Source organism: Marininema mesophilum, from assembly GCF_900106775.1.
GTDB classification, from domain to species: domain Bacteria; phylum Bacillota; class Bacilli; order Thermoactinomycetales; family DSM-45169; genus Marininema; species Marininema mesophilum.
The window spans coordinates 87710-112280 of sequence record NZ_FNNQ01000003.1 but is presented as its reverse complement, the minus strand read 5'-3'; the positions used below and the strand labels follow the sequence as shown (position 1 = coordinate 112280).

28 protein-coding genes are annotated in these 24571 nt (G+C 48.2%); 1 reads left to right on the top strand and 27 read right to left on the bottom strand.

The genetic code is table 11. The features are described 5' to 3' along the window. Nucleotides 1-84: 84 nt before the first annotated feature. The 5 genes from fabV to BLV90_RS04050 all read right to left on the bottom strand — a co-directional run bounded on the left by fabV (nt 85) and on the right by BLV90_RS04050 (nt 5017). Nucleotides 85-1275: an enoyl-ACP reductase FabV gene (fabV, locus tag BLV90_RS04070; protein WP_091736583.1), complete on the bottom strand. Its 1191-nt coding sequence runs from the start codon at nt 1273-1275 to the stop codon at nt 85-87. A gap of 155 nt (nt 1276-1430) precedes the next feature. Further along, nucleotides 1431-2468 (bottom strand): stage II sporulation protein D, encoded by a 1038-nt coding sequence (gene spoIID, locus BLV90_RS04065; protein ID WP_245726246.1) that lies wholly within the window; start codon nt 2466-2468, stop codon nt 1431-1433. Between the two features lie 153 nt (nt 2469-2621). Beyond that, the gene (gene murA / locus BLV90_RS04060; protein ID WP_091736580.1) at nt 2622-3929 is read right to left on the bottom strand and encodes a UDP-N-acetylglucosamine 1-carboxyvinyltransferase; all 1308 of its coding nucleotides are present in this window, start codon (nt 3927-3929) and stop codon (nt 2622-2624) included. A gap of 18 nt (nt 3930-3947) precedes the next feature. Continuing rightward, nucleotides 3948-4685 carry a YwmB family TATA-box binding protein gene (locus BLV90_RS04055; protein WP_091736577.1) on the bottom strand — a complete coding sequence of 246 codons (738 nt, stop codon included), beginning with the start codon at nt 4683-4685 and terminating at the stop codon, nt 3948-3950. Nucleotides 4686-4774: 89 nt separating this feature from the next. Continuing rightward, nucleotides 4775-5017 carry a DUF1146 domain-containing protein gene (locus BLV90_RS04050; protein WP_091736574.1) on the bottom strand — a complete coding sequence of 81 codons (243 nt, stop codon included), beginning with the start codon at nt 5015-5017 and terminating at the stop codon, nt 4775-4777. A 148-nt stretch (nt 5018-5165) separates the two neighbouring features. On the opposite strand from BLV90_RS04050, the gene BLV90_RS15940 reads away from it, so the two are divergent. Further along, a complete protein-coding gene (locus tag BLV90_RS15940; RefSeq protein WP_143034993.1) occupies nt 5166-5513 on the top strand; it encodes a hypothetical protein in 348 nt (115 codons plus the stop codon). Between the two features lie 57 nt (nt 5514-5570). On the opposite strand, the gene BLV90_RS04040 is transcribed toward BLV90_RS15940, so the two are convergent. The 22 genes from BLV90_RS04040 to BLV90_RS03935 all read right to left on the bottom strand — a co-directional run bounded on the left by BLV90_RS04040 (nt 5571) and on the right by BLV90_RS03935 (nt 24519). Then, nucleotides 5571-7091 (bottom strand): NADH-quinone oxidoreductase subunit N, encoded by a 1521-nt coding sequence (locus BLV90_RS04040; RefSeq protein WP_091736568.1) that lies wholly within the window; start codon nt 7089-7091, stop codon nt 5571-5573. A gap of 3 nt (nt 7092-7094) precedes the next feature. Continuing rightward, a complete protein-coding gene (locus tag BLV90_RS04035; RefSeq protein ID WP_177167886.1) occupies nt 7095-8618 on the bottom strand; it encodes a complex I subunit 4 family protein in 1524 nt (507 codons plus the stop codon). Next, on the bottom strand, nt 8615-10492 hold the full coding sequence (gene nuoL, locus BLV90_RS04030) for an NADH-quinone oxidoreductase subunit L (RefSeq protein WP_091736564.1): 1878 nt from the start codon (nt 10490-10492) through the stop codon (nt 8615-8617). The genes BLV90_RS04035 and nuoL overlap by 4 nt, the downstream gene beginning before the upstream one ends. A gap of 40 nt (nt 10493-10532) precedes the next feature. Further along, the gene (gene nuoK, locus BLV90_RS04025) at nt 10533-10838 is read right to left on the bottom strand and encodes an NADH-quinone oxidoreductase subunit NuoK (RefSeq protein ID WP_091736561.1); all 306 of its coding nucleotides are present in this window, start codon (nt 10836-10838) and stop codon (nt 10533-10535) included. Further along, on the bottom strand, nt 10838-11356 hold the full coding sequence (locus BLV90_RS04020) for an NADH-quinone oxidoreductase subunit J (RefSeq protein ID WP_091736558.1): 519 nt from the start codon (nt 11354-11356) through the stop codon (nt 10838-10840). The genes nuoK and BLV90_RS04020 overlap by 1 nt, the downstream gene beginning before the upstream one ends. Next, nucleotides 11356-11793: an NADH-quinone oxidoreductase subunit NuoI gene (gene nuoI, locus BLV90_RS04015; RefSeq protein WP_091736555.1), complete on the bottom strand. Its 438-nt coding sequence runs from the start codon at nt 11791-11793 to the stop codon at nt 11356-11358. The genes BLV90_RS04020 and nuoI overlap by 1 nt, the downstream gene beginning before the upstream one ends. 66 nt (nt 11794-11859) lie before the next feature. After that, nucleotides 11860-12825, bottom strand: a complete 966-nt coding sequence (gene nuoH / locus BLV90_RS04010) for an NADH-quinone oxidoreductase subunit NuoH (RefSeq protein WP_091737018.1) — start codon at nt 12823-12825, stop codon at nt 11860-11862. A 59-nt stretch (nt 12826-12884) separates the two neighbouring features. Next, nucleotides 12885-13598: an NADH-quinone oxidoreductase subunit C gene (locus BLV90_RS04005; protein ID WP_245726245.1), complete on the bottom strand. Its 714-nt coding sequence runs from the start codon at nt 13596-13598 to the stop codon at nt 12885-12887. Then, entirely contained in the window at nt 13595-14113 is a 519-nt protein-coding gene (locus BLV90_RS04000; protein ID WP_091736552.1) for a NuoB/complex I 20 kDa subunit family protein, read from the bottom strand. Before BLV90_RS04000 ends, BLV90_RS04005 begins: the two co-directional genes overlap by 4 nt. Continuing rightward, a complete protein-coding gene (locus tag BLV90_RS03995; RefSeq protein ID WP_091736549.1) occupies nt 14104-14478 on the bottom strand; it encodes an NADH-quinone oxidoreductase subunit A in 375 nt (124 codons plus the stop codon). The genes BLV90_RS04000 and BLV90_RS03995 overlap by 10 nt, the downstream gene beginning before the upstream one ends. Before the next feature lie 388 nt (nt 14479-14866). Beyond that, the gene (locus tag BLV90_RS03990) at nt 14867-15271 is read right to left on the bottom strand and encodes a F0F1 ATP synthase subunit epsilon (protein WP_091736546.1); all 405 of its coding nucleotides are present in this window, start codon (nt 15269-15271) and stop codon (nt 14867-14869) included. A gap of 28 nt (nt 15272-15299) precedes the next feature. Beyond that, nucleotides 15300-16709, bottom strand: a complete 1410-nt coding sequence (gene atpD, locus BLV90_RS03985) for a F0F1 ATP synthase subunit beta (RefSeq protein WP_091736543.1) — start codon at nt 16707-16709, stop codon at nt 15300-15302. 143 nt (nt 16710-16852) lie between these two features. Next, nucleotides 16853-17722 carry an ATP synthase F1 subunit gamma gene (gene atpG / locus BLV90_RS03980; protein ID WP_091736541.1) on the bottom strand — a complete coding sequence of 290 codons (870 nt, stop codon included), beginning with the start codon at nt 17720-17722 and terminating at the stop codon, nt 16853-16855. Nucleotides 17723-17787: 65 nt separating this feature from the next. After that, entirely contained in the window at nt 17788-19302 is a 1515-nt protein-coding gene (gene atpA, locus BLV90_RS03975) for a F0F1 ATP synthase subunit alpha (protein ID WP_091736538.1), read from the bottom strand. A gap of 28 nt (nt 19303-19330) precedes the next feature. Continuing rightward, nucleotides 19331-19876: a F0F1 ATP synthase subunit delta gene (locus tag BLV90_RS03970; protein WP_091736534.1), complete on the bottom strand. Its 546-nt coding sequence runs from the start codon at nt 19874-19876 to the stop codon at nt 19331-19333. Beyond that, nucleotides 19873-20361, bottom strand: coding sequence for a F0F1 ATP synthase subunit B (atpF, locus tag BLV90_RS03965; protein WP_245726244.1), 489 nt, complete (start codon nt 20359-20361; stop codon nt 19873-19875). Before atpF ends, BLV90_RS03970 begins: the two co-directional genes overlap by 4 nt. Before the next feature lie 103 nt (nt 20362-20464). Continuing rightward, a complete protein-coding gene (atpE, locus tag BLV90_RS03960) occupies nt 20465-20698 on the bottom strand; it encodes a F0F1 ATP synthase subunit C (RefSeq protein WP_091736531.1) in 234 nt (77 codons plus the stop codon). 60 nt (nt 20699-20758) lie between these two features. Then, the gene (gene atpB / locus BLV90_RS03955) at nt 20759-21508 is read right to left on the bottom strand and encodes a F0F1 ATP synthase subunit A (protein ID WP_091736528.1); all 750 of its coding nucleotides are present in this window, start codon (nt 21506-21508) and stop codon (nt 20759-20761) included. A gap of 9 nt (nt 21509-21517) precedes the next feature. Beyond that, entirely contained in the window at nt 21518-21910 is a 393-nt protein-coding gene (locus BLV90_RS03950; RefSeq protein WP_091736525.1) for an ATP synthase subunit I, read from the bottom strand. A 126-nt stretch (nt 21911-22036) separates the two neighbouring features. Next, on the bottom strand, nt 22037-22252 hold the full coding sequence (locus BLV90_RS03945; protein WP_091736522.1) for an AtpZ/AtpI family protein: 216 nt from the start codon (nt 22250-22252) through the stop codon (nt 22037-22039). Between the two features lie 293 nt (nt 22253-22545). Further along, nucleotides 22546-23175: a uracil phosphoribosyltransferase gene (gene upp / locus BLV90_RS03940; RefSeq protein WP_091736519.1), complete on the bottom strand. Its 630-nt coding sequence runs from the start codon at nt 23173-23175 to the stop codon at nt 22546-22548. Nucleotides 23176-23271: 96 nt separating this feature from the next. Next, a complete protein-coding gene (locus tag BLV90_RS03935) occupies nt 23272-24519 on the bottom strand; it encodes a serine hydroxymethyltransferase (protein WP_091736516.1) in 1248 nt (415 codons plus the stop codon). Nucleotides 24520-24571 lie beyond the last annotated feature (52 nt).

The window sequence follows — 24571 nt, the reverse complement described above, 5'->3', positions numbered from 1 at the left end:
TAGAAAAAAGAGGCTATCCCTAAGGAAGAGAAATCTACCTGGGATAGCCTCTTTTTTTGTTTCTACCAATTTTTTTGTTTCTACCTATTCATTAATACTAGGAATCTTCACATCCGGGTCGATGTCAGCTTTATAATCGACCCCGTCAAATTCAAAACCAAATAGACGGAAAAACTCTTCGCGATAACTTGTTAGATCGGATAATTCCTTGATGTTATCTGTACCGATCTTTTCCCATAGTCGGGTAACTTCTTCTTGGATCTCAGGCTTCATCTCCAGATCATCAATCCGTAATCGTCCATTCTCATCGACAGTGGCTTCACCGCCATATAACCGCTCGGAAAGAAGACGATAGATCTGTTCTGTACAGCCCTCGTGTGTCCCTTGTTCTTTCATCAGTTTAAAGAGTATGGATATATAGAGTGGTACGACTGGAATGGCAGAGCTTGATTGGGTCACAACCGCTTTATTGACCGAAACATACGCTCGTCCTCCCCGTTCTTTTAAACGACGATCTAACCGATGAGCAGTTTCATCTAAATCAATCTTGGCGCGACCGATCGAACCATCACGGTATATCGGCCAGGTTAGAGTAGGACCGAGATAAGAGTAGGCTAAGGTGGTGGCTCCATCTGCAAGAACACCCGCTTCACTCAAGGCCTGAACCCACATCTCCCAATCTTCCCCGCCCATCACAGCGACGGTTTGTCGAATTTCTTCGTCATTGGCAGGCTCAATGCTAACCTCGGAAACGACGCCCGTATGGAAATCGACGGTTTTACTTGCATAAGGACGCCCAATCGGCTTTAAGACAGAGGAGAAGAGTTCACCCGTCACAGGGTGTTTCCGTTTGGGTGAAGCGAGGCTATAGATGACGAGGTCCACTTGACCAAGATCTTTTTTTATCAAGTCAATGGTCTGCTGTTTTAATTCATTGGAAAAGGCATCCCCATTGATGCTTTTCGCATAGAGTCCTTCACGATGTGCCTCCTGTTCAAAGGCTGCTGAATTGTACCATCCAGCAGTGGCTGTCCGTTTTCCTGAGGCGGGTTTCTCGAAAAATACACCTATAGTGGCTGCCTTGGCACTAAAGGCGGCACTAATCCGGGATGCCAATCCGTAGCCAGTCGAAGCTCCGATGACAAGGACATTTTTCGGTCCTTGAATAGAGGGTTGTCCCTTCACATACTCGATCTGTTCACGAACATGGGTAGCACATCCTTCGGGGTGTGCTGTCGTACAGACAAATCCGCGGAATTTCGGTTGGATGATCATGTCGATTATCCTCTCTTTCATAAACGTCTATATTTCTGCCATAATGATTGTATCACAAAATTAGTACCTGATCATAATTTCATGACAGTAGTCGGATACCGAAAGAACCCATCGTAAGTACACTAACGATAGGTTCCTCGGTATTGGTCACTATTTTATTTCCAATCTTCTTTCGCTATTGCTACCCCTTGATAGTAATGCTTAATAATCGTTTGTACACTTTTTCCTTTTTGGGCCATCAAATTTGCTCCCCATTGGCTCATTCCTACACCATGCCCATTTCCCCGTGTGGTAAAGGTGATATCCTTACCTTTTACTCTCCAAGTGAAGTCCGAGGAGGAAAGCCCCAGTGCTTCTCTTACTTGGCGCCCTGTAAAATTCTGATCTCCAATTTGCAATTGGCTAATCCTTTTCCCAGGTGTGCGATTCTTCACCTGGATCATCCCGCTTCCCGTTGCAGCAGACATAGCAATTTGTTTGCCGGTATACTTCTGAATGCGCTGGGCTAACTCCGCAACACTGAGTGTTTGTTCTGCTTCATATTTTGGAGACTGACGATCCCAAGGGGAAGCAACACTTCGCAGGTAGGGCATTTTTTCTGTAAAGTAATCCTCGGAGTTTTCGGTGTACCCATTACTTGTGGAAAAAAAAGCCGCGTAAATGGGTTTTCCTTTATACTGGATCACTTCTCCTCCAGTTGCGGAGACTGCCTCATTGACCCGTTCAGAAAGTGTCTCATAATGATCTCCCCAATTGGCTCGCAACGCCCTATCCGTTAAAAATGCCTGGTGCTGAACTGTATCCGTCACTTGAGCCCCTTTTGCCCTGGCACCCCATTTGGCCATATCTGAAGAACTGCTCTTCGCCAATCGATTAGCGATAAATGTACGAGCCGTAAGCGCTTGTGCTTTCAATGCTTCCACGTGAAAGTCTGCAGGCATTTCAGCAGCTACTACCCCACGAATATACCTCTCCAATGGTAGGGTAATTTTCCGTTTCTCATTCGTTAAATAGATCGTCACTTTGGGCTCCTTGGATAAATCGACATTCGGTTTGGATTGATTGACAGCACCTTCATGCTGTGTCCCTTGTTCGACGAGAGATGGACTCTCTGCTTGATTCACCAATACCGCCGGTATCGCAATCATCACGGTAACCAGCAATAACCCTATAATAAACATTCCTTTGTGCAACCTATCCGCCTCCTCTTCGTCGCATAAGGACAACCTCCCTAACACCCTATGTCGAATAAAGAAGCACTAGAAGTAACTCAAGGAAAAATCCCTTTACAAACTTCTGAACATAAAAAAACCGCAGGCCTGCTGCGGTTTTTGGGGAAAGATCATTTATGCGTATGAGTGCTTGGCTTTCATTCGTTCCTGAAGCTCTTCTTCCGTCACCCGTTCCACATCAGCACCGAGGGCACGAAGCTTTCCTACTAGGTCTACATAGCCACGGTCAATGTGGTACAGATCAGTTACTTCTGTTTCACCATCAGCGATCAATCCGAGTAATACCAAGGCTGCACCTGCTCGTAGATCGGTAGAACGAACGGTAGTGCCTGATAGGGGATGACCACCCTCTATCATCACGGTACGGCCATCGACTTTCATTTTGGCATCCATCCGCTTCATTTCCTCGACATGCATAAAACGATTTTCAAAAACGGTCTCTGTCAATGTGCTAGTACCATTAGCAGTTAATAAGAGCGCCATCATCTGTGATTGCATATCCGTTGGAAAACCTGGATGAGGAAGTGTTTTTACGTTAACCGATTTCAATTCGCCTTCTGCTCGAACATGAATCCCGTTCTCTCCTTCCAGCACTTCAACGCCCATTTCACGCATTTTCGCGATCACGGGTTTCAAGTGATCCGAGAGAGCACCCTCTACAAAGACTTCCCCACGGGTAATCGCAGCCGCAGCCATATAAGTGCCTGCTTCTACACGATCTGGGATCACGCAATATTCAGTTCCATGCAAAAAGTCGACACCGTCGATGCGGATGGTATCCGTACCAGCACCGCGAACCCGACCACCCATCGCATTGATGAAGTTAGCCAAATCCACGTTTTCCGGTTCGCACGCTGCATTTTCAATGATGGTTCGTCCTTCTGCCAGAGCCGCAGCCATCATGATATTTTGTGTTGCACCTACACTGGCAACATCCAAATAGATCTTCGTTCCACGAAGACGATCGGGTACACGTCCTTCGATGTAGCCCTGTCCGATTTCAAACTCGACACCTAATGCTTTAAGACCCTTTAGATGTTGATCAATCGGCCGGGTTCCGATTGCACAACCACCTGGCAAGGGGATGCGGCAATGCTTTTTACGCGCAAGAAGAGGTCCCATAACCACGGAAGAAGCCCGCATTTTGCGTACCAATTCATAGGGTGCCTGCGTGCTTGTCAGGTTCTCTGCATTAATTTTAATCGAGCACTTCTCTTCATTGAGATCTGCCTTAATACCCAAACTTTCAAGTACTTGTGTAATTGTCTTAACATCCTCTAACATCGGCACATCTTGGATCACGAGATCTCCCCGAGATGGCAAGATGGAAGCAGCGATTAGAGGCAGGACAGCGTTTTTCGCACCATGTACACGGACGCGTCCTTTGAGGCGTTTGCCGCCCCGTACAATGATTTTTTCCAAAGCAATTCCCTCCGCGAACTAATATTCAATCGTGATGATCGGGGTACCCAGGGTCAATACCAGATGTCGCTCATCGGTAGCTACCTTTGCAGCCGCCTGAACATTCATCTTTCCACCCTTAGTCACAAGCCCCCCAGAAAAAAGAGGAGTATACGCGGACACACTGATCGTACGATATGTATCCATAGATTCAACTTTTCTTGCTCTCAGCTGCTGAAGCACTTGTTGGATCGTCTCGTCTTTTTGTCCATAGGAATCAGTCGGTTTGGATACAATACCTTGGATAGAAAAATGAGTGCGAGGTTGAATATGATATTGACGGAGAAGCTGGACCATATGATCCCGGGCAACAATCAACCCTTTACCGGGTCGCCCGCTCCCCTTAATTTGAATCGATAAGTAAGGTTGTACATAAGTATCCTCAGGCTTATCAACGATAACGTTACATTCTACTTTTAAGTTTCGTCCCCACGTACCTTCAGCTGTCCACCTAAGACCCTCTGCCACCGGTGTTGCATGCATCTTCCCTAAACCAAAATCCCGGGCAAGATTCTCCACTCGACGAGGCAGGCTCTTACGGGAAACTGGTTTAGCCATACGGCTACCGTGATGCAACATAAATTTCTCTGGCGTAGCACCCGTTTTTACCAGTACCTCCGTCAGAGTTGTTTCTGCCTGTGGTTGTGGAGTGGTCGCTAGCAAAAAAGCCGTCGACAGCAGGATCAGCACCCTGCGCATCCACTCTCTCGTTCTCATCGTGACCGTCTCCTATCCCTTTTTCCACCAGTCTGTACGTGGGATAAAAGAGATATACTGCAACCATCAGGGACTCCCCAGAGAAGTCCTCACCCAACCAGTTGCGGAAGAATTCTCGACCAGCTTGTGTAATCGATAATAAAGGTAGCAAGCCCATGGCCGAGCACGATGGAGAGAATGATTAACAGTGCCTTACCTTTAGCTCCTTGAGAATTACGTATAAACACATCTAAACGCAGGTTTTGCAAAACCCACCAACATAGCGCAATACAAGCAAGAGAAATTACAATATTGACGAGTGCAGTCATAGCGAAGCCCGTCGCTCCATCCATACATCATGCACTCCTTGTGTGTTTGAATTCAAGATATTCCAATGCTACCGCAAATCGAAACTAAACGCAACGGTTTCCTTTTCTTTGACATAGGTTACTTCTCCGGTGGTATACTACTTTGAAATTCCAGTAATGGAGGATATACTTGGTGATTTTCTCATTTCTCATTCGCTGGGCCAGCTCTTGGATCATCTTGTTTTTCGCTAATCGGTTAATAACCGAGATAAGCTTACCCTCTCCATATTTTTTAGTGATAACAGCACTCATCCTGGCAATCTTCGGCACGGCTCTTACTTACCTACTTACCCCCTTCCGCAGTCTTTCTACCCTGTTACTAATTGACCTCTTCTTATATGCGTTGTTGTTACTCGGACTCTCAACGGTCTTTCCCTTGTTTCTCGTTAGTAACTCCGCCGCGCTGACAGTGAGTTTGTTTTTGACAGGATTTGAGTGGTTATTTCGGAGGATTTCACAGTTGCCGTGGTCGTTGAAGTAGTGAGGAAAAAAGAGCCACTATAAGCGGCTCTCTCAACTTCCCAATCCTATTAATTCCTCACTTCACTGGCGCTAACGAAGCTCCCCAATCAACATTCCCTAATATATCAACTACCAACTGAGGCATAAGACCCAACCCCAGTGTAGCAACCGCCGCGACGCTGATCACGATCATTGCACCAACCGGAATCCGCAGTTTCTCCTCTACTTGGGAGGCACGGAAATACATCATGCGAATAATCGCAAAGTAGTAGAAATAGGAGGCAACCGTTGTCACTAGCATGATACCAGCGATGAGGTACATCGCCCAGTGTTCTGGTGAACCGGTCACTACTGCATTTGCTAGGATATAGAACTTCCCAAAGAATCCCGCAGTCACCGGAATCCCCGCTAAAGAGAGGAGGAAGAGAGTCATCGCGAGGGCTGTAAAGGGGGATCGTCGGGAAAGCCCTGCGAAGGAGGAGAGATGACTATCTCTTGATTCCCTTTCGATCAGCATTAATACGCTAAAGGCACCAACGGTCGAAAAGAGATATCCCGTTAAATAATACAGCGTACTGGGGAAGAGGAAGGGCCCCCATGATGCCAAGGGTACGAGGATCACCCCGGCTTGAGCAATGCTGGAGTAAGAAAGCAATCGCTTGGCGTCTTGCTGACGCAGGGCGATGACTGTGCCGACGATCATGGATAACCCAGCTAAGATGAGAAGAACCCTTCCCCCTGTCTTCTCATCGAGCACGGTGCCCCTACCTCCCTGAAAAAGAGGGATGAAGCCGATCAGAAACATCCGCAAAATCAGAGCAATGGCCGCTGTCTTTGAAATCGCCGCTAGGAAGGCGGTAATCGGAGTAGGTGCCCCTTGGTACACATCTGGAACCCACATATGAAAAGGAGCCGCGGCTACTTTAAAGCCAAAGCCAAACACGATTAGGAACAAAGCCAACCAAGCATAGAGATCATAACCACTCGTCAAGGCTTCCCCTAATCGATCTCGTACTGTGAAAAGGTTGGTACTCCCTGTAAGTCCATATAGGAAGGACATCCCATATAGGATAAACCCAGAGGCTACCCCACCTAAAACAACATTTTTCCAAGCTGCTTCATTGGTCATCACGCTTCGTTTTCGTATTCCTACTAGAATGTAGGTCGAAATCGACAGAAGCTCTAAGCCGACAAAGAGAGTGATTAAATCCCCAGAGGAAGCCATCACCATCCCGCCAAGAAGTGCGGTCAACAAAAGATAGTAGTACTCCCCCTCTGCAAACCCCTTCTCCTTACGAAACGCCCCATAGGACATCACGGTGATGAAAGCTGTCCCGATGAGCATGATCATTTTAAAAGCTAACGCAAAATCGTCTACCCGATACGTATCTGCAAGAATTTGATAGGCAGGCTTTCCCCAGCTCATTCCTACAAAACACATGGCACCTACAATCCCAATCAGGGTAGGCCACATGAACAACCGTCGATCTTTATTTGGATGGAGAAACAGGTCGATGACCGAAAGAAAAGCCGCCATAACTACAATCGTTAACTCTGGGGCCATTACGGTCCAATCATAGTCGATTAATGTGTTCATCCCCTACCCTCCCATCCTGGCCATAATCTGTTCTAGCGTGGTCTGGATCGGATCTCCCAGCACTGCTGGCCATACTCCGATTAATAGGATGACCCCCACCATCGTCAGCATTGGAATCGTCTCCGTCCAGCGTGCATCAGTCAACTCACGCCAGCGGGTATCCGTTGGCCCAAAGCCCACAGTTAGTACCGCTCGCAGAGTATACACCGCCGCCAATACAAGCCCCAGTGTCCCCACTGCTGCGATGATCGGTTGCGTGTGAAAGAGACCGAGGAATGCCAGGAATTCAGAGATGAAACCAGACAAGCCAGGCAATCCGAGGAGTGCCAACCCACCAACAAGGAAAATCCCAGTCATGACGGGCATCGGAGAGGCCAATCCACCTAACTCCGTAATATCCGTCGTTCGTGTCCGCTCATAGAGTCGACCGATAAAGAAGAACAGTAACGCTGAAATAAAGCCATGGGAAACTGCTTGGAATACAGCGCCAGACAAACCAGCTACATTGAGAGAAGCGATTCCAAACAAAATAATTCCCATATGGCTCACACTAGAATAAGCGAGAATCCTCCTCAGATCTTTCTGAACAAAGGCAAGGGCTGCACCTATTAAAATGTTGATCAAACCTAGTACTGCTAGTATCGTAGCAATCTCCTTCACCTGAGTCGGAAATAGCTCCACCCCAAAACGAATCAAGCCATAAGCACCCATCTTCAATAGAATCCCGGAGTGGATCATCACCACTGGAGGAGGTGCTTCTGTATGCACTTTGAGCATCCAAGTATGGAATGGGAAGACAGGAAGTTTTATCGCAAAGGCAAGGCTGATGCAAAGGAACGCCCCCATCAGTACCTTCTGTGCCATCTCATTTTGAGCTAGCATCTGCATGATCTGTGGATCGTGCATGATCCCGAGTAGTCGATCAAAATCCATTGTTTGAAAGAGCGTCAAGAGCCCGATGAATCCAAGCAACATCAACACGGACCCTGCCCCATTATAAAGAAGGAATTGATTGGCCGCTCTCTCTCGATTCACAAGGCCCCAGATCCCTATCAGGAAAAACATCGTGACCAGGGTGACTTCAAAGAAGATAAAAAAGAGAAAGAGATTCCTGGCGACAAAGACTCCTAGCATTCCCATTTCTAAAAGCAAAAAGAGGAGAAAGTATCCCTTTTCTCGTTTCTTGATCGAGAAGGAAGCAATTGCTGCCAATACAACGATGATGGCTGTCATCATCAAAAGTGGCAACGATAATCCATCCACCCCTACTTGATAGGAAAAATTCCATTTCTGTTGACCCAACGGGATGCTAAACCAAGGCAGATCCTGCCGAAATTGCACCGCTCCTCGGGTAAAGTTAAATTGGCACGCTAGGAAAAAAGCAAAAAGGAGAGGAGGTAGGGTACCCAATAATCCTGCCATACGAATCCACTGGCTTTTTTGCCTAGGCAACCAGAGGATGACCGCCACACCTATCAATGGAGAAAACAGAATGAAGGTAGGTAGCGCCTTAGCAATCTCCATCATCCAAACCACCTCCCCGCACTCAGACCCATGATCAATATCACCAATCCTAGCAGGCTAACCAGGGCATAGGTTTGGGCTTGCCCATTTTGCATAGTTGATCCGATACGCCCCAGGTTCTGAAACAACAGCCCAATTCCTTTAACAAGCCCTGCTATAACATATCGATCTAGCCAAGTAAGTGCCAAACTGATCCACCGATATGGCTTTACAAACACCCAACGGTAAAGATCATCCACATAGTATGCATGGCTTAACAGCCCGTGGATGCTGAACTCCTTCGCTGGTTCTGCCTCCACTTGTGCACTATTGACCCGCCCGCGGCCGTAGCGCAACCATGCAAGTCCGATCCCTACCACTGAAATCAACACCGTCAACAAAGGCAACCACCCCGGGGACTCTCCTTCTGGCCCTGCTGCGATCCCTGTCCCCTCAGTTAACCAATGACTAAAACCATGCTCGGGCAACCATGCCAGGAAACCCGCCCCTACTGTTGGAAGAGCTAGCACAATAATCGGCCAGATCATGATGCGAGGAACCCTGGTCTCTTCCACCTTCGCTTTCTTTCCCCCCATAAATACGAGAAAGAAGAGGCGGAACATATAAAAGGCAGTGAGAAAGGCAGTGATCACACCGAGTATAAATACATCGATCCGTCCATCTAACCACGCCGCTGTCAAAATCTCTTCCTTTGAAAAGAATCCAGAGAATGGAGGAATCCCCGCGATAGCTAGACACCCTAGTAAAAAGAGCCACCCCACTACTCGCTGAGTTTTCCACAAACCACCCATCTGGCGGATATCTTGTTCATGGTGAAGCGCTGTAATCACGGCCCCTGCCCCTAAAAAGAGGAGGGCCTTAAAACTAGCATGGGTGGTTAAATGAAAGACACCCGCCACATAACCCGATGATCCAAGTGCAAGCATCATATACCCCAGCTGACTCACCGTCGACCAAGCAAGGACTCGTTTGATGTCATGCTGCACCAACCCCACCGATGCCGCAAAAATCGCTGTAAACGCCCCCACATAGGTGACCGTATCGAGGGCAATATCTGAAGCTTCAAAAATAGGAAAGGCTCGTGCTACCAAGTAAACCCCCGCCGCCACCATCGTGGCAGCATGGATGAGGGCACTTACAGGTGTCGGTCCCTCCATCGCATCCGGTAACCAACTATGTAGTGGAAACTGACCGGATTTCCCCACTGCACCTACAAAAATCAAAAGCGCGATCAAGGTGATCATCTCGGGGGCGACCTTACCCGCTTCCACCGCAGTAAAGATCGGTCCCCAATCAAAACTCCCTACCTGCCAAAAAATTAGGATGACAGCGATAAAAAGACCAACATCCCCGATCCTTGTCAGGATAAAAGCCTTTCGAGCCGCCCTTTTTGCCTCGGGTTTAAAATACCAGAACCCGATAAGCAAGAAGGAGCACACCCCTACCAACTCCCAAAAAACGTAGAGTTGTAGTAAGTTGGGTGATAATACAAGGCCCAACATCGAAAAGGTGAAGAGCGATAGATATGCGTAAAAAGCAGGTACACGCCGATCTCCTGCCATATATCCCCGAGCATATATATGAACGAGCAAACTGACTACACTTACGACCACCAACATCAGGGCGTTTAGTTGATTCACCTCAACCCCAAAGCTAATCGATTGATCACCTAGGGAAAGCCACCGCCAGCGGAGCGTCGTGGGAGCTACCATAGACACTTTTTCTATCAGCACACCCACGGACAGACCAGCTGAAATCAATACCGCACCCGAAGCAATTAAAGAGGCCACGCCATCAGAAAAACGACGGGCACCCATCGTCAATAGAAGAAAGGCCAACAACGGAAAAAGTGGTATCAACCACGCAATATCTGACATGGAATCACCCGACCTTCGATCATAGTGAAAGCGTGGACATTCAGCCCTTCATGGAGTCAAACTCATCAGCATTCGTCGTATTGCGATTACGGTACAATGCAAACAGAATCGCGATTCCCACTGCCGCTTCTGCAGCGGCAATGGTGATTGTAAACAGGGTAAATACCTGTCCTGTCTGATTGGCATACAGCCCATATTTAGAAAAAGCGACAAGGTTGATATTGGCCGCATTTAGCATCAGCTCAATCGAAAAGAGAACAAGGACTGCATTTCGCTTGGTGAGTACTCCATATAGTCCGATACTAAAAAGAACCGCACCCAAGGCAAGGTATGAGGTGACTGGCATCAGGAATCCGCCTCCTTCTTGGCCAGGATAACGGCTCCCACCAAGGCCACGAGTAAGAGGATCGATGTAAGTTCAAAGGGAATCACATACTGCTTAAAAACCGACTTCCCTAATGCTTCTACCGTAAAAGATTTTGTCGCCGCTACTTTACCAGCAAAGGGAGTCCGATAAATCACCCCCATGACGATGGCGAAGAGAGCACCTACCCCCAAAAAACTAAGGAGCGAATGCCCAAGACGTCCTGACCATCCATCCTCCTCATCCACTTTATGCTTCGTCAACATGATCCCAAAGAGCATCAAAATCGAAATCGCACCTGTATAGATCAACACCTGCACGACTGCTAGAAACTCTGCATGCAACAAAACGTAAATCCCCGCAATACTCAACAAGCTAAATGCAAGTGCCAACACCATATGAACAACCCGTGTCGAGTTGATCATCATAATCCCGCCACCAATTGCCATCATAGAAAGAACGAAGAAGGCAATGGACTCCCCTGAGAGTGAGAGTGCCATCACTTCACCCCCTTCGCATTGAGGTTGTTCTCCTTACGAATGTGGCGATTGTTATCGTGGAGCCATTCCATATTCTTAAATAAATCGTCTCGACTATAGGCAGCCATCTCAAAATGATTAGTCATCACTATCGCTTCAGTAGGACAAACCTCTGTACAGAGATCACAAAGGATACAGATCTCAAAGTTGATATCGTAGGTATCGATGATTTTTCCTCGTTTGCTCGGATCAGGATGCTTCCGCCCCGTTAATGTTAGACAGTCTGTAGGGCATACCCGTGCACATTGGTTACAGACGATGCACTTTTCTGGATCAAAATGCTGAATTCCACGAAATCGATCAGGCAGTGGTAGCGGTTCATCGGGGTAATGATGCGTCACTTTTTTTTGTGTCATCGTTTTCAGAGTGACGCCCATCCCTTTGATCAGACCCTTCATCGCTAAACCTCCTTGCTGTTGACCATCTTCGTTGCCTTTTTTGAAAAAGTCATTCTCCCTTTGCACTTAATAAAACTGATTGATCCAGGGGATCTCTTTTAAGATCGCCGAAAGAAAAATGTTGGCTAAAGCAAGAGGAAGCAGTACTTTCCACCCCAGTTGCATCAGTTGATCAATGCGAATCCTGGGAAGTGTCGCCCGAATCCAAAAGAGGGCGAAGACAATCAGTGAGAACTTGAGAGCAAACCAGATAATTGGCGGAATAAAATCCATCCCAAAAAGCGGATTCCAGCCCCCTAAAAAGAGCACCGTCGTCAGCCCTGCCATGGCAAATACATAGACATACTCTGTCAGCATAAAGAAGGCAAAGCGAAAACCCGTATACTCTACATGATAACCAGCTACTAACTCCGACTCCGCTTCAGGTAAATCAAAGGGAGTCCGGTTTAACTCAGCCAGTGAAGAGATAAAGAAGACCACAAAACCGATAAACTGAGGAAGGATAAACCACAAATCCTTTTGCGCCTCTACAATCCTAATCAAATTGAGAGAGCCCACACTCATAACCACTCCGATCACAGCCATAACCAAGGGAATCTCATAACTGATCATCTGAGCGGCTGAACGCATTGCCCCAAGGAGGGCGTATTTGTTATTAGAGGCCCATCCCCCTGCAAGAACGCCAATTGTTGTAATGCTAGAAACCGCGATATAGTACAGCAACCCCACCCCGATATCCGCAAAAAACAACGAGGACGTATAGGGAATAACCGCAAGAACCGCAAAGGCTGGTATAAAGGCGATCACCGGTGCCCATTTAAAAAGTGACCGATCTGCCTGATGAGGAATGATATCCTCCTTAAGGAGCAACTTTAAAACATCTGCAACCGATTGCAAAACTCCCCATGGCCCTACTCGATTGGGACCATGGCGTCCCTGCATCCATCCAATCACTTTCCGTTCAAAGAGAATTGCTATCGTGACAAAACCAAGCACAATACCCAACAGGATCACCGGTCCGATGAAGGTCATGGCTTGCAAAGTGACACCCACCTCCCCTGTTCACAGGATGTGTATAACTTTTTAACCCTTCAAATCTCCTGATCATACGGTTGATAATCCTTGCGTAAGGGATGCCCTACCCAATCATCAGGCATTAGGATACGGCTCAGGTTGGGGTGATCTGAAAAATAGATACCCAAGAGATCGTAGGTTTCCCGCTCGTGCCAATCAACCGCTGGCCAAACCCCCACTACAGAGGGTACTTTTGGTGACTCTCGCTCGGTCTTTACCCGAACACACACGTTGTGCCGCTTCTCCATGGAATGAAGGTGAAGTACCACTTCCATATGAGTCTCATAGTCCACACCTGAGAGATTTTGCACATAATCAAAGGTAAAATCCTTTTCATCTCGGAGAAAGAAAGCCACTTCTAACCAGGTTGCCACTGGAACAATCAGAGTTGGCAAATGGCTATTTAATCGATTGATAAAAGCTTCTATGACGACGTCCTCTCCTAGCCCTTCCTTTAACCGACGAACAAATTCGTCTAACAAGGGTTGTTTGGGAGAGGGTTCTAGCGGTTCGGCGGGCACCGCCTTTGCAACCGGTCGTTTCCGAGCTGCCCCTGCTTTTACTTTGGAGGAAGCCGCCTCCTTTGCCGCGGTAGCCGCTTTTTTCTTAACATCAGAACTCGCTGTGGAGTCCAATTTCTTTTTCATCGAAGGCTCTGTGGCTTGGGACTCTTCTTTATCCACAGATGATTTTGATTCTTTTTCCGATGGTTTCTCTGCTTCATTCGTCACTGCTGAGTCACCCCTTGTCCTGTACGCGCCTCATAACGAATTTTCTCCTGCAATTTATTAATCCCGTAAATCAACGCCGCAGGATTCGGTGGACACCCTGGGATATACACATCCACTGGGACAATCTGGTCTACCCCTTTAATCACTGCGTAGGATTTTACATAGGGGCCTCCCGCTGTTGCACAGGAGCCCATCGCAATCACCCACTTAGGCTCTGGCATCTGATCATAGAGGCGACGAAGCAAAGGCCCCATTTTTTTCGTCACAGTTCCTGCCACAATCATCACATCAGACTGACGCGGAGAAGCGCGAAAAAAGGAGCCAAATCGATCCAAATCATAGTGAGCCGCGCCTGTCCCCATCATCTCAATCGCACAACAAGCAAGACCAAAGGTCATCGGCCAGAGGGAATTGCTTCGGGCCCAGGCTTTCACTTGATCCAGGGTAGTTGTAAACACATTTCGTTTTAATTCTGCTTCTAGTTCAGGGGAGATCCCCTCCAGTTTTAGGTCCATTCTAGCACCTTCTTCTTCCAGGCATATGCCAGACCAATCACCAGAAACATCACAAAGATCAGCATCTCCCCAAGGACAAATAACCCCATCTCTGCTCTCAGATCATCATAGACTACTGCCCAGGGGTAAAGAAAAACCGTCTCTACATCAAAGACAACAAAGAGTAGCGCAAAAAGATAGTAACGTACATTAAACTGTACCCAGCTATCCCCGGTAGGATCGACCCCACTTTCATAGGTAATCGACTTCTCCGTTGAAGGCTTATGTGGACGCAAAAAACGCCCCGCCGTCAACGCCACCACCGGTAAGGCCAGACCCAGGAGGAAAAACACAGCCACCGCCAGATAACTTGCGGTATACGTCATCGTACCCCTCCATCCTCTAGATGCACACCATCTCACCCTCCCCATAGGGGGCAGGGTGTCAGAGTAGTAGTCTCCATACTAGTCCTTTTACAGGGAGACTATTGTCTTTGGTACTACTTTTTTCGTCTAGTTCTGATTATATCAAATTATCCACCATACAACCACTTTACCAAAACGAGGGGTATATCTACCTGATAATGATTTTTCAGGTAATGATTGCGTTTGCAATATGTTTGGAATTTTCATACCGGGATTTGCACCTTTATTTCACACCTTATAAATCTGTTTACTAACTAAAATATCTTGTATAAACAAAGAGACAGACCTACAAGTGTTAGCTTGTAGGTCTGTCTCACATTTTTATTGCCAAGTCCCTTACAATAGAGATTTAACGACTCTGTCCGACGGTGATTCGAACAGCGGCCCGTTGCAGAGAAAGTTGGGCCCGTTCGAAATCCAGGTCTTCTTGTTTCTTGCCAGCGAGACGCGCTTCCGCGCGCTCTTTAGCAGCAATGGCTCGATCCACGTCGATCTCGGAGGGTAGTTCTGCCGTCTCGGCGAGGATGGTGACCTTGTTGTCGTGTACTTCCATAAATCCATCGGTAATGGCGATGAGGAAGTCCTGACCATCTTTCTTCACTTTGACAGCTGTCACTTGAAGAGGACTGATAAAGGGGGCATGGTTCGCAAGGATCCCGATATCCCCTTCAGCTGCCCGGGCGGTCACCATGTCTACCTGATCCGAGTATACTTTCTTCTCGGGTGTCACGATGTCCAATTGCGTGGTACTCATGGACACTCTCTCCTTTCAGCTCCTAGCCTCAAGCGAGCTGCTTCGCCTTTTCTACTACTTCGTCGATGCTACCAACCATGTAGAAGGCGTCTTCAGGGAGGTCATCATGTTGACCGTCCAGGATTTCTTTGAAGCTACGTACCGTTTCTTTAACGGGAACGTATTTACCAGGTTGACCGGTGAACTGTTCAGCCACGTTCATCGGCTGGGAGAGGAACTTCTCGATGCGACGAGCGCGTGCAACGCTCTGCTTATCCTCTTCAGATAGTTCATCCATCCCGAGGATGGCGATGATATCTTGCAACTCTTTGTAGCGTTGCAGGATTTGCTGTACTCCACGAGCGACGTCATAGTGCTCTTGCCCTACAACGGCTGGGGAGAGGATCCGAGAGGTCGATGCCAATGGATCCACAGCTGGGAAGATCGCTTTTGCTGCCAAGGAACGCTCCAAGTTGGTGGTTGCATCCAAGTGAGCAAAGGCGGTTGCCGGAGCTGGATCAGTGTAGTCATCCGCAGGTACGTAAATCGCCTGGATGGAGGTTACAGATCCCTTGTTGGTAGAGGTGATCCGCTCCTGGAGCTGACCCATCTCCGTTGCCAGAGTCGGCTGATAACCTACCGCGGAAGGCATCCGGCCAAGAAGCGCGGACACTTCCCCACCCGCTTGGGTGAAGCGGAAGATGTTATCTACGAAGAAGAGCACGTCTTGCCCTTCTTCATCACGGAAATACTCCGCCATGGTTAACCCAGTCAATGCTACACGCATCCGGGCACCTGGTGGCTCGTTCATCTGACCGAAGACCATGGTGGTCTTTTCAATAACACCAGAATCGCTCATTTCGTGGTAGAGGTCGTTCCCTTCACGAGTCCGCTCACCTACACCAGCAAATACGGAAAGACCGCCGTGCTCTTGTGCGATGTTGTGGATCAATTCCTGAATGAGAACGGTTTTACCTACACCCGCTCCACCGAAGAGGCCGATTTTACCACCCTTAGCATAAGGAGCTAGGAGGTCAACAACCTTAATTCCGGTTTCCAGGATCTCTTCTTGAGTAGAGAGGTTCTCGTAGCTTGGAGCAGGACGATGGATGGAGTAGTTGGTCTCCGAAGTTACATCGCCCTTCTTATCGATGGGATCACCCAATACGTTGAAAACTCGGCCCAAAGTAGAACGACCTACTGGAATCGTAATTGCTTTTCCTGTATCAACGGCTTCCGTTCCACGGACCAAACCGTCGGTGGAAGACATGGCAATACAACGTACCATGTTGTCCCCCAAGTGGAGGGCTGCTTCCACAGTCAGGTTGATATCCGATTCGTTTTCGGATTTCGCTTTTTGTTTAATGGTAATCGCGTTATTGGTATCCGGCAATTGACCACGATCGAATTCGATGTCGACGACGGGGCCCATTACCTGGCTGACGCGTCCGATGTTCATCCGTTTCCCTCCTTAAAGTCCACTAGCACAATACCACCAGCAGATATTTAAGTTCCATGCCAGGCACAGAACTGATTAATAAATCTTTAGCGTTGAGGCGAAGATTTTCTTCTCAGCAACCTTTATTTATCCAAACGGAAAGTTTAGCTTAATGCATTCGCTCCACCAACGATTTCCGCCAATTCCTGAGTGATCGCCGCTTGACGCGCTCGGTTGTATTCAAGCGTGTATTTAGCAATCATCTCCGTAGCGTTGTCGCTTGCACTGCTCATCGCTGTCATCCGCGCACCGAATTCGCTAGCCTTGGACTCCAACAGTGCACTGTATACGAGGGTTTCTGCATAGCGGGGCAGAATCGCTTCCAGTACTTCTTCTGGGGATGGCTCGTATTCGTATAGTGCTTGGATACCTGCGTCATCCTCTGTCTCCACCTCTGCTAAAGGAAGGAGACAATTTTGAACAGGGCGCTGGGTTACCGGGTTGATGAATTCGTTATAGACGAGATAGAGTTCATCAAAAGCACCCTCGGCGAACATTTGAACAGCTTGTTTTGCGATGGACTTGATATCCGCGTACTGAGGGGAGTCAGAGATACCCGTAACCTCAGCAATAATCGGATAGTCCCGCCGTTTTAAGAAATCGCGACCCTTGCGACCGACCGCAAAGATCCCGTACTCTTCGGAGCTCTGATGCCGTTCCTTAATGGTTTTCGTCAAAGAACGTAGCAAGTTGGCGTTAAACCCACCGGCTAGACCCCGGTCGGATGAAATCACCAGGTACCCCGTTTTCTTCACCGGACGGGAGACCAACATCGGATGTTGGATCCCCTTTGCACCGGCGGCGACGGATGCGATCACTTCCCGCATCTTATCGGTGTAAGGCCGGGATGCCTGCGCTTGCTCTTGAGCTCTACGCAGTTTAGCAGCGGCAACCAACTTCATCGCTTTGGTAATCTGCTTCATGTTCTGTGTGGAGCTGATCCGCCGCTTAATATCCCGCATGTTTTCTGCCATAGTTGTTCACCGCCTTTCCTCCGTCGGTTATGCCGACCCGTGTTCAGTGGGAGACGGCTAGGCCGTCAGATAGAAGGAGCAAAGCCCTTCTTGAAGTCCGCAATCGCAGCCTTGATGCCTGTTTCGATCTCTTCTGTAAGTGCTTTTTCCTCACGGATTTTGCGCAGAAGATCCGATTTTTCAGCATCGACGAAGGAAAGAAGCTCAGCTTCAAAGCGACGAACATCCTCCACAGCGATATCGTCCAAATGACCACGGGTAGCTGAATAGATCGATACGATCTGCTTTTCTACCGCTAGCGGAGCACTTTCACCCTGCTTCATGATCTCAACAAGACGCTCCCCGCGAGCCAATTTGGCTTGGGTTGATTTATCCAGATCAGAGCCAAATTGAGCAAATGCTTGCAAGTCACGGAACTGAGCAAGTTCGCCTTTTAGAGGTCCTGCTACTTTTTTCATCGCCTTGACCTGGGCATCACCACCCACCCGGGATACAGAGGTACCAACGTTTACAGCCGGACGTACACCGGAGTGGAAGAGGTCTGTTTCAAGGAAGATCTGACCGTCGGTGATGGAGATCACGTTGGTCGGAATATAAGCGGAGATGTCTCCCGCTTGGGTTTCAATAAAGGGTAGTGCGGTCAAGGAACCGCCACCTTTTTCATCGGAGAGTTTCGCTGCACGCTCAAGGAGCCGGGAGTGCAGGTAGAATACATCCCCTGGGAACGCTTCACGGCCCGGTGGACGACGGAGCAAGAGGGAAAGCTCACGGTATGCGGCGGCCTGTTTGGACAGGTCATCGTATACGACAAGCACGTGCTTGCCTTGGTACATGAAGTGCTCCCCCATTGAACAACCTGCATATGGTGCCAGGTAGAGAAGCGGAGAAGGCTCAGATGCACTAGCGGATACGACGATGGTGTAGTCCATCGCACCAGCTTTGCGCAGTTTTTCTACCACACCAACTACAGTAGATTGTTTCTGACCAATCGCAACGTAGATACAGATCATATCCTGATCTTTTTGGTTGATGATCGTGTCTACAGCAACGGTAGTCTTACCGGTTTGACGGTCACCAATAATCAATTCCCGCTGGCCACGGCCGATTGGGATGAGGGAGTCAATCGCTTTAATCCCGGTTTGCAGTGGCTCATGAACGGATTTCCGATCCATAACGCCAGGAGCAGGGGATTCCATCGGGCGGTACTGCGATGTTTCCACTGGACCTTTGCCATCAATTGGCTGACCAAGTGGATTAACAACGCGACCAAGGAGTGCTTCACCTACAGGCACCTCCATGATGCGGCCTGTCCGTTTTACCGGGTCTCCTTCACGAATGTCCGAGTATGGACCAAGGATGATCACACCAACGTGGGCCTCTTCCAAGTTTTGCGCCACACCCATGACGCCACTGTTGAACTCCAAGAGCTCACCAGCCATAACATTCGTAAGTCCATGGACACGAGCAATCCCATCACCGATCTGAATAACGGTACCCGTATCAACAACTTCGATGTCCCCTTGAAACTGTTCGATCTGCTGTTTAATCAGCGAGCTGATCTCTTCAGGTTTGATGCTCATGGTTTCACCCCTATTCTTCCGATCCGAGTTAGCCTGCGCGGGAGCTGGTTAATTGCTTTCTAAACCGCTCCAATTTGCCGGCAAGGCTACCGTCATAGAGACGATCGCCAATCTTTACAGTCACACCGCCCAACAGATCTGAATCCACACGGTTTTTTACAACCAGTGTCTTTCCAATCTGTTTTTGGAATACGGCGATTAATTCTTTTTCTTCTTCTTCCGTTAGAGCACGGGCAGTGATTACTTCTGCCTCAGCTACTCCCTTACTTTCGTTAGCCAACTTCTTATACTCTGCCCCTACCGCTTCAATCACGTCTTCACGACGACGCTCAATGAGCAAGAAGAGTAGGTTTTGAGTCAAGTCCGAATGGTTAGCAAACAATTTGCCTAAGAGAGCTTTTTTCTCCTCCGCTGCCACACGGGGATGAGCGAGCCAACCAGCTAGTTCTGGATGGTGACCTAGCGCTTCAACAACACCTTGCCACTCCTGCTCCACTTCATCGAGACGATTCTTCTCTAAGGCAATTTGAAACAATGCTTTTGCATACCGTTTTGCAACGATGGATTGGCTCATTGTAATTCGCCTACCCGTTCAAGGTAACGGTCCACCAGCTTGGCTTGCTGGCTCTCATCCATCTCCTCTTCCATCACTTTGGAAGCGAGCAAGATAGAGAGACGACCCACCTCATCACGTAGTTCAGCAAGGGCTTTCTCTTTTTCCCGGTTGATTTCCAAGGAGGCATCCTTCACCATCCGGCTAGCACGATCTTCTGCCTCACGGATGATTTCAGCAGCTTCACGGTCCTTTTGAACCTTAGAGCGCTCAATGATCTCCTTTGCTTCAACACGAGCAACTTCAAGTGCCTCACGCTGTTCGGCTAACAATTTCTCCGCTTCTTTGCGGTTGTTTTCAGCTGAAGAAATCTGTTCATCGATATGATCCTGTCGTGCTCTCATTGTGTTGAGCATCGGTTTCAACGCAAATTTGGAAACGAGTAGCATCAGGACGATTACAATCACGAGTTGAGCAATAATATTGCCCAATTCTATTTTTAACAACAGAGTTCACTCCCTTCGATCCCGTTGCTCGACGTGGTGCTTACTATCACAGCAAGCAAAGGCGGGGAACCTCACTTCCCCGCCTATAGGCGTTCGCTTCTGGTTACTTCGGTGGAACAATACCGAATAGCACCAAGATCCCAAAAGCAATAGAGATAATCGGCAGCGCTTCTACGAGACCGAGGGTAATCATAGCTTGACTAAACAATTTGCTCTGCGCTTCTGGTTGACGAGTGATACCTTCCAAATAGCGGCTGAATAAAAGACCGTTACCAATACCTGCAGCCAAAGCAGCAAGACCAATCATAATTCCACCTGCGAGAACTCCTAATTCCATTTGTTACATCCTCCTTTTTTATAAACCCATCTCTTTTCAAAACAGCGGCCCATATCGAGCTTAATGTTCGTCAGAAGTCTTCTGCGAGATATACACCGTCGCGAGTACAGTAAAGATATACGCTTGGATTGTTCCAACAAAAAGAGAAAATCCGATCCAGACTAATAAGGGTGCCCCAGTGATTAACGGTGCGCCAAAACTGAGTAGGATCACAATGAGTACTTCCCCAGCAAAGATATTTGCCCAGAGACGCATTGCATGCGTTACTGGCTTAGCCACCTCATCAATCAAGTGCAGGGGTAGCATCCAAAAATAAGGCTTTACATAGTGCGTAAAGTAACCCTTCGGGCTTTTGCGCACACCCATGATATGGGCATAAATTGTAATTGCAAACGCAAGAGCAATCGCCACATTGATATCTGCTGTCGGTGATTTAAATAGAGCTACTTTACTTTCAACAGATGACAAGGCCTCTTCTGTAAGACCTAACGCAGGAATGGGATGATGCACATCTGCTGAAATCATAAGCAGAACACCCAATTGGTTAGCGATGAAGATGTACAAGAAGAGCGTCAAGGAGAAACTTAGATAACGTTCTGCCCTTTTGGTGTTAAAGCTCATGTTGTTGACCCCACGAATAAACTCCAGGATCATCTCGACAAAGTTTTGAAACTTGCCTGGTCGCATCGCTCGTCCTCGAGTACCCAGGATCGTAATCACAAGAACGATCGCTGCTGTCAAGAGAGAAGCGAAGATCACCGTCAGATCAAAGGTGAGACCAAGAAACTCCACCTTCGGTGTTGCTTCCATTTACTTTGCTCACCCCTTTCTATTGGATAATCTTTCCTTGCCTTTGCTCCAATATTCCACAATGATCAGGAGCACATAACACATCGGCAAACCGAGCAGGAACGAACGATAGTCGAACCATTCTGGGTAGCGGAAAGTGAGGCCTACGCCGAAGACCACCAACAGGATTCGGGTGAGAAGTCCCGTTCCCGACCGAGGCTGAGAACCTGCTGCCGCCACTTCGCCGATGATGCGAATCCGTCTAGCCAGATAGAGAATATTACACAAACTGATGCCTGCACCCAAGGCTAATCCGGCAAAAAAGGGTCGATAAGGTGTAATAATCCATAGAAGCAAAAAAATAAAAAGAGGAATTATTGAGAGAGTTATCATGCGGCGTCGCCTGAGATCCAATGCTTCCATGGCTAATCATCCTTTGTCATGTCCCTTGCATCCCAGGGTATTCTAACAGAAAAGAGGGCACTTCTCTACTAACAGCCAAACGGGGCGGAACACTGTCGGGACCTTCTGGGGCAGAACGGCGCTCCTCTATTTCAAAAAGGACCGGATGGTGAGAGCCGCACCAACGAAGCTGATCACTAGCCCGCCGAGTACACCAACGGCCATGAAAATCGGCTTTGAATCAAAGTGTGCGTCTAGTGTTTTTCCCACCCAAGCACCTGCAAGTGTGAGAATGACTACCTCAATGCCAAGGGCTCCGAGAACCGCCACCATCTTCCAGGGATCGTCACCATTTTTCTTCACATCAGACACCACTCTCTACTTAGAATGGGAGATGTTCTGATTATTTGGAGCGTCTTCACTGTATAAAGTCCTTTAGCCCATAAGGGTTCCCTGTATAATACTACCGAAGGGTTCAACGCCATGTCAACGCTTTCCCGGCGCAGTATTATGAACACATTGTCACATTTTCCAGAGAAACATGGATCGATCCAAATCTCCTGCTAAATGCGACATGCTAAAAAACCCTTTACATAAAAGAAAAAACCTCTCTTCTCAGTAATTCTTTACCGAAAAAGAAGAAGGTTATTCAAAATTTACTTGGTGCCAAAGAGACGGTCTCCCGCATCTCCTAAGCCTGGGACGATATAACTCTTCTCATCTAGCTTTTCATCCACAGCAGCAACATAGATATCCACATCGGGATGATCCTCTTGTAGTCGTTCAATCCCTTCTGGAGCAGCAATCAAACACATCATACGGATGTTTTTTGCACCCATATTTTTGATCATGCGTATCGCTTCTGAGGCAGATCCTCCCGTTGCCAACATCGGATCGATGACAATCAACTCGCGTTCACCAATGTCTGAAGGCATTTTCGCGTAATACTGGATCGCTTGCAGGGTTTCCGGATCACGATATAACCCGATGTGTCCCACCTTCGCCGCGGGAATCAGACGGAGGATTCCATCAACCATACCGAGGCCTGCTCGTAGGATCGGGACAAGACCTAGCTTCTTTCCTGATAAAATCTTACATGAAGCCTCCATCACAGGGGTCTCTACCGTCACATCTTTCAGTGGCATATCCCGAGTGATCTCATAAGCCATCAAGGCCGCCACCTCATCCACCAATTCACGGAACTCCTTGGTACCCGTGTTTTCATCCCGAATATAGGTAAGCTTATGCTGGATGAGGGGGTGATCAAATACATATACATTACTCAATAAGGCCGCCTCCAATCGCCATCCATTCCATTCACTCGAAAGGAAGCACCCCAGCGCAGAAACCCTACGAGGGTGTGCTTCCTTATCTTGCTCGATTTATATATCCATATCAGCATATAAAGGGAATTTCGCTGTTAGCTCAGCTACCCGTTGACGAGCCTCTTGTTGAGCTTGATCATTCTCAGGGTTTTTCAACACTTGCGCCATGATATCAGCGATCTCTGTCATCGCACTCTTATTCATATGACGAGTGGTCACAGCCGGCGTACCGATGCGAATTCCGCTGGTAACAAAAGGACTCTCTGGATCAAATGGAATAGCGTTTTTGTTGACGGTGATTCCCGCTTCATCAAGGAGATGCTCAGCTGTTTTCCCTGTAAGGCCTGTATTCCTCACATCGATCAGGATCAAGTGATTATCCGTTCCTCCTGAAATGATGCTGAAACCCCGTTCGATGAGCGCTTCTGACAAGTAACGGGCATTATCCACAATCAGTTTGGAATAGGTTTTAAACCCTTCCCCGAGCGCTTCTTTGAAGGCGACCGCTTTTGCGGCGATCACATGCATCAAAGGACCGCCTTGGATTCCTGGAAAGATAGTCTTATCTATCGCTTTTGCATACTTCTCTTTACAGAGAATCATCCCTCCACGAGGGCCGCGCAGCGTTTTATGGGTGGTGGTTGTCACAAAGTCCGCATAGGGAACAGGATTTGGGTGATTCCCTGTGGCAGCGAGCCCTGCGATATGAGCCATATCAACCATGAGCATGGCGCCTACTTCATCAGCAATCGCCTTCATCTGTTCAAAGTCGATGGTGCGTGGATAGGCACTAGCACCCGCTACGATCATCTTCGGCTGGTGCTCTTTCGCCAATTCCCGTACCTTGTCGAAATCGATGCGATGGGAAGTTTCATCCACACCATAACTTACGAAGTTGTACAATTTACCTGAGAAGTTTACCGGGCTACCATGGGTAAGGTGACCGCCGTGCGACAAATCCATCCCTAACACGGTGTCCCCTGGCTCTAACACTGCAAAATAGACCGCCATATTTGCCTGGGCACCCGAGTGTGGCTGAACGTTCGCATGCTCCGCACCAAAAAGTTCTTTAGCACGATCTCGAGCTAAATCCTCCACCTCATCCACAAACTCACAACCACCATAGTACCGCTTTGCAGGGTATCCTTCAGCGTACTTGTTGGTCAGCACGGTACCTAAGGCTTCCAACACTGCACGGCTGACAAAATTTTCCGATGCAATCAGTTCGATTTTACCTCGTTGCCGGCCCAACTCCTGGCTGATAGCCGCTGCGACTTCTGGATCCGTCTGCCGTACATGTTCCAACAAAAATTCCCCCTCTATCAATTCAATACGAAATGATGATGTCACGCTTCAT

Coding starts and splice junctions, on each gene's coding strand:
- nuoL (WP_091736564.1), bottom strand. CDS start 10,492: ATGTCAGATATTGCGTGGTTGATACCACTTTTTCCGTTGTTGGCCTTT.
- atpA (WP_091736538.1), bottom strand. CDS start 19,302: ATGAGCATCAAACCTGAAGAGATCAGCTCGCTGATTAAACAGCAGATC.
- BLV90_RS03995 (WP_091736549.1), bottom strand. CDS start 14,478: ATGACGTATACCGCAAGTTATCTGGCGGTGGCTGTGTTTTTCCTCCTG.
- BLV90_RS04040 (WP_091736568.1), bottom strand. CDS start 7,091: ATGAACACATTAATCGACTATGATTGGACCGTAATGGCCCCAGAGTTA.
- BLV90_RS04050 (WP_091736574.1), bottom strand. CDS start 5,017: ATGGATGGAGCGACGGGCTTCGCTATGACTGCACTCGTCAATATTGTA.
- atpB (WP_091736528.1), bottom strand. CDS start 21,508: ATGGAAGCAACACCGAAGGTGGAGTTTCTTGGTCTCACCTTTGATCTG.
- BLV90_RS03950 (WP_091736525.1), bottom strand. CDS start 21,910: ATGGAAGCATTGGATCTCAGGCGACGCCGCATGATAACTCTCTCAATA.
- BLV90_RS03990 (WP_091736546.1), bottom strand. CDS start 15,271: ATGAGTACCACGCAATTGGACATCGTGACACCCGAGAAGAAAGTATAC.
- atpE (WP_091736531.1), bottom strand. CDS start 20,698: ATGGAATTAGGAGTTCTCGCAGGTGGAATTATGATTGGTCTTGCTGCT.
- nuoI (WP_091736555.1), bottom strand. CDS start 11,793: ATGAAGGGTCTGATCAAAGGGATGGGCGTCACTCTGAAAACGATGACA.
- nuoH (WP_091737018.1), bottom strand. CDS start 12,825: ATGACCTTCATCGGACCGGTGATCCTGTTGGGTATTGTGCTTGGTTTT.
- nuoK (WP_091736561.1), bottom strand. CDS start 10,838: ATGCCAGTCACCTCATACCTTGCCTTGGGTGCGGTTCTTTTTAGTATC.
- BLV90_RS03970 (WP_091736534.1), bottom strand. CDS start 19,876: ATGAGCCAATCCATCGTTGCAAAACGGTATGCAAAAGCATTGTTTCAA.
- BLV90_RS04035 (WP_177167886.1), bottom strand. CDS start 8,618: ATGATGGAGATTGCTAAGGCGCTACCTACCTTCATTCTGTTTTCTCCA.
- BLV90_RS04055 (WP_091736577.1), bottom strand. CDS start 4,685: ATGAGAACGAGAGAGTGGATGCGCAGGGTGCTGATCCTGCTGTCGACG.
- BLV90_RS04000 (WP_091736552.1), bottom strand. CDS start 14,113: ATGGACCTAAAACTGGAGGGGATCTCCCCTGAACTAGAAGCAGAATTA.
- atpG (WP_091736541.1), bottom strand. CDS start 17,722: ATGGCAGAAAACATGCGGGATATTAAGCGGCGGATCAGCTCCACACAG.
- atpD (WP_091736543.1), bottom strand. CDS start 16,709: ATGAACATCGGACGCGTCAGCCAGGTAATGGGCCCCGTCGTCGACATC.
- fabV (WP_091736583.1), bottom strand. CDS start 1,275: ATGATCATCCAACCGAAATTCCGCGGATTTGTCTGTACGACAGCACAC.
- BLV90_RS04020 (WP_091736558.1), bottom strand. CDS start 11,356: ATGGCACTCTCACTCTCAGGGGAGTCCATTGCCTTCTTCGTTCTTTCT.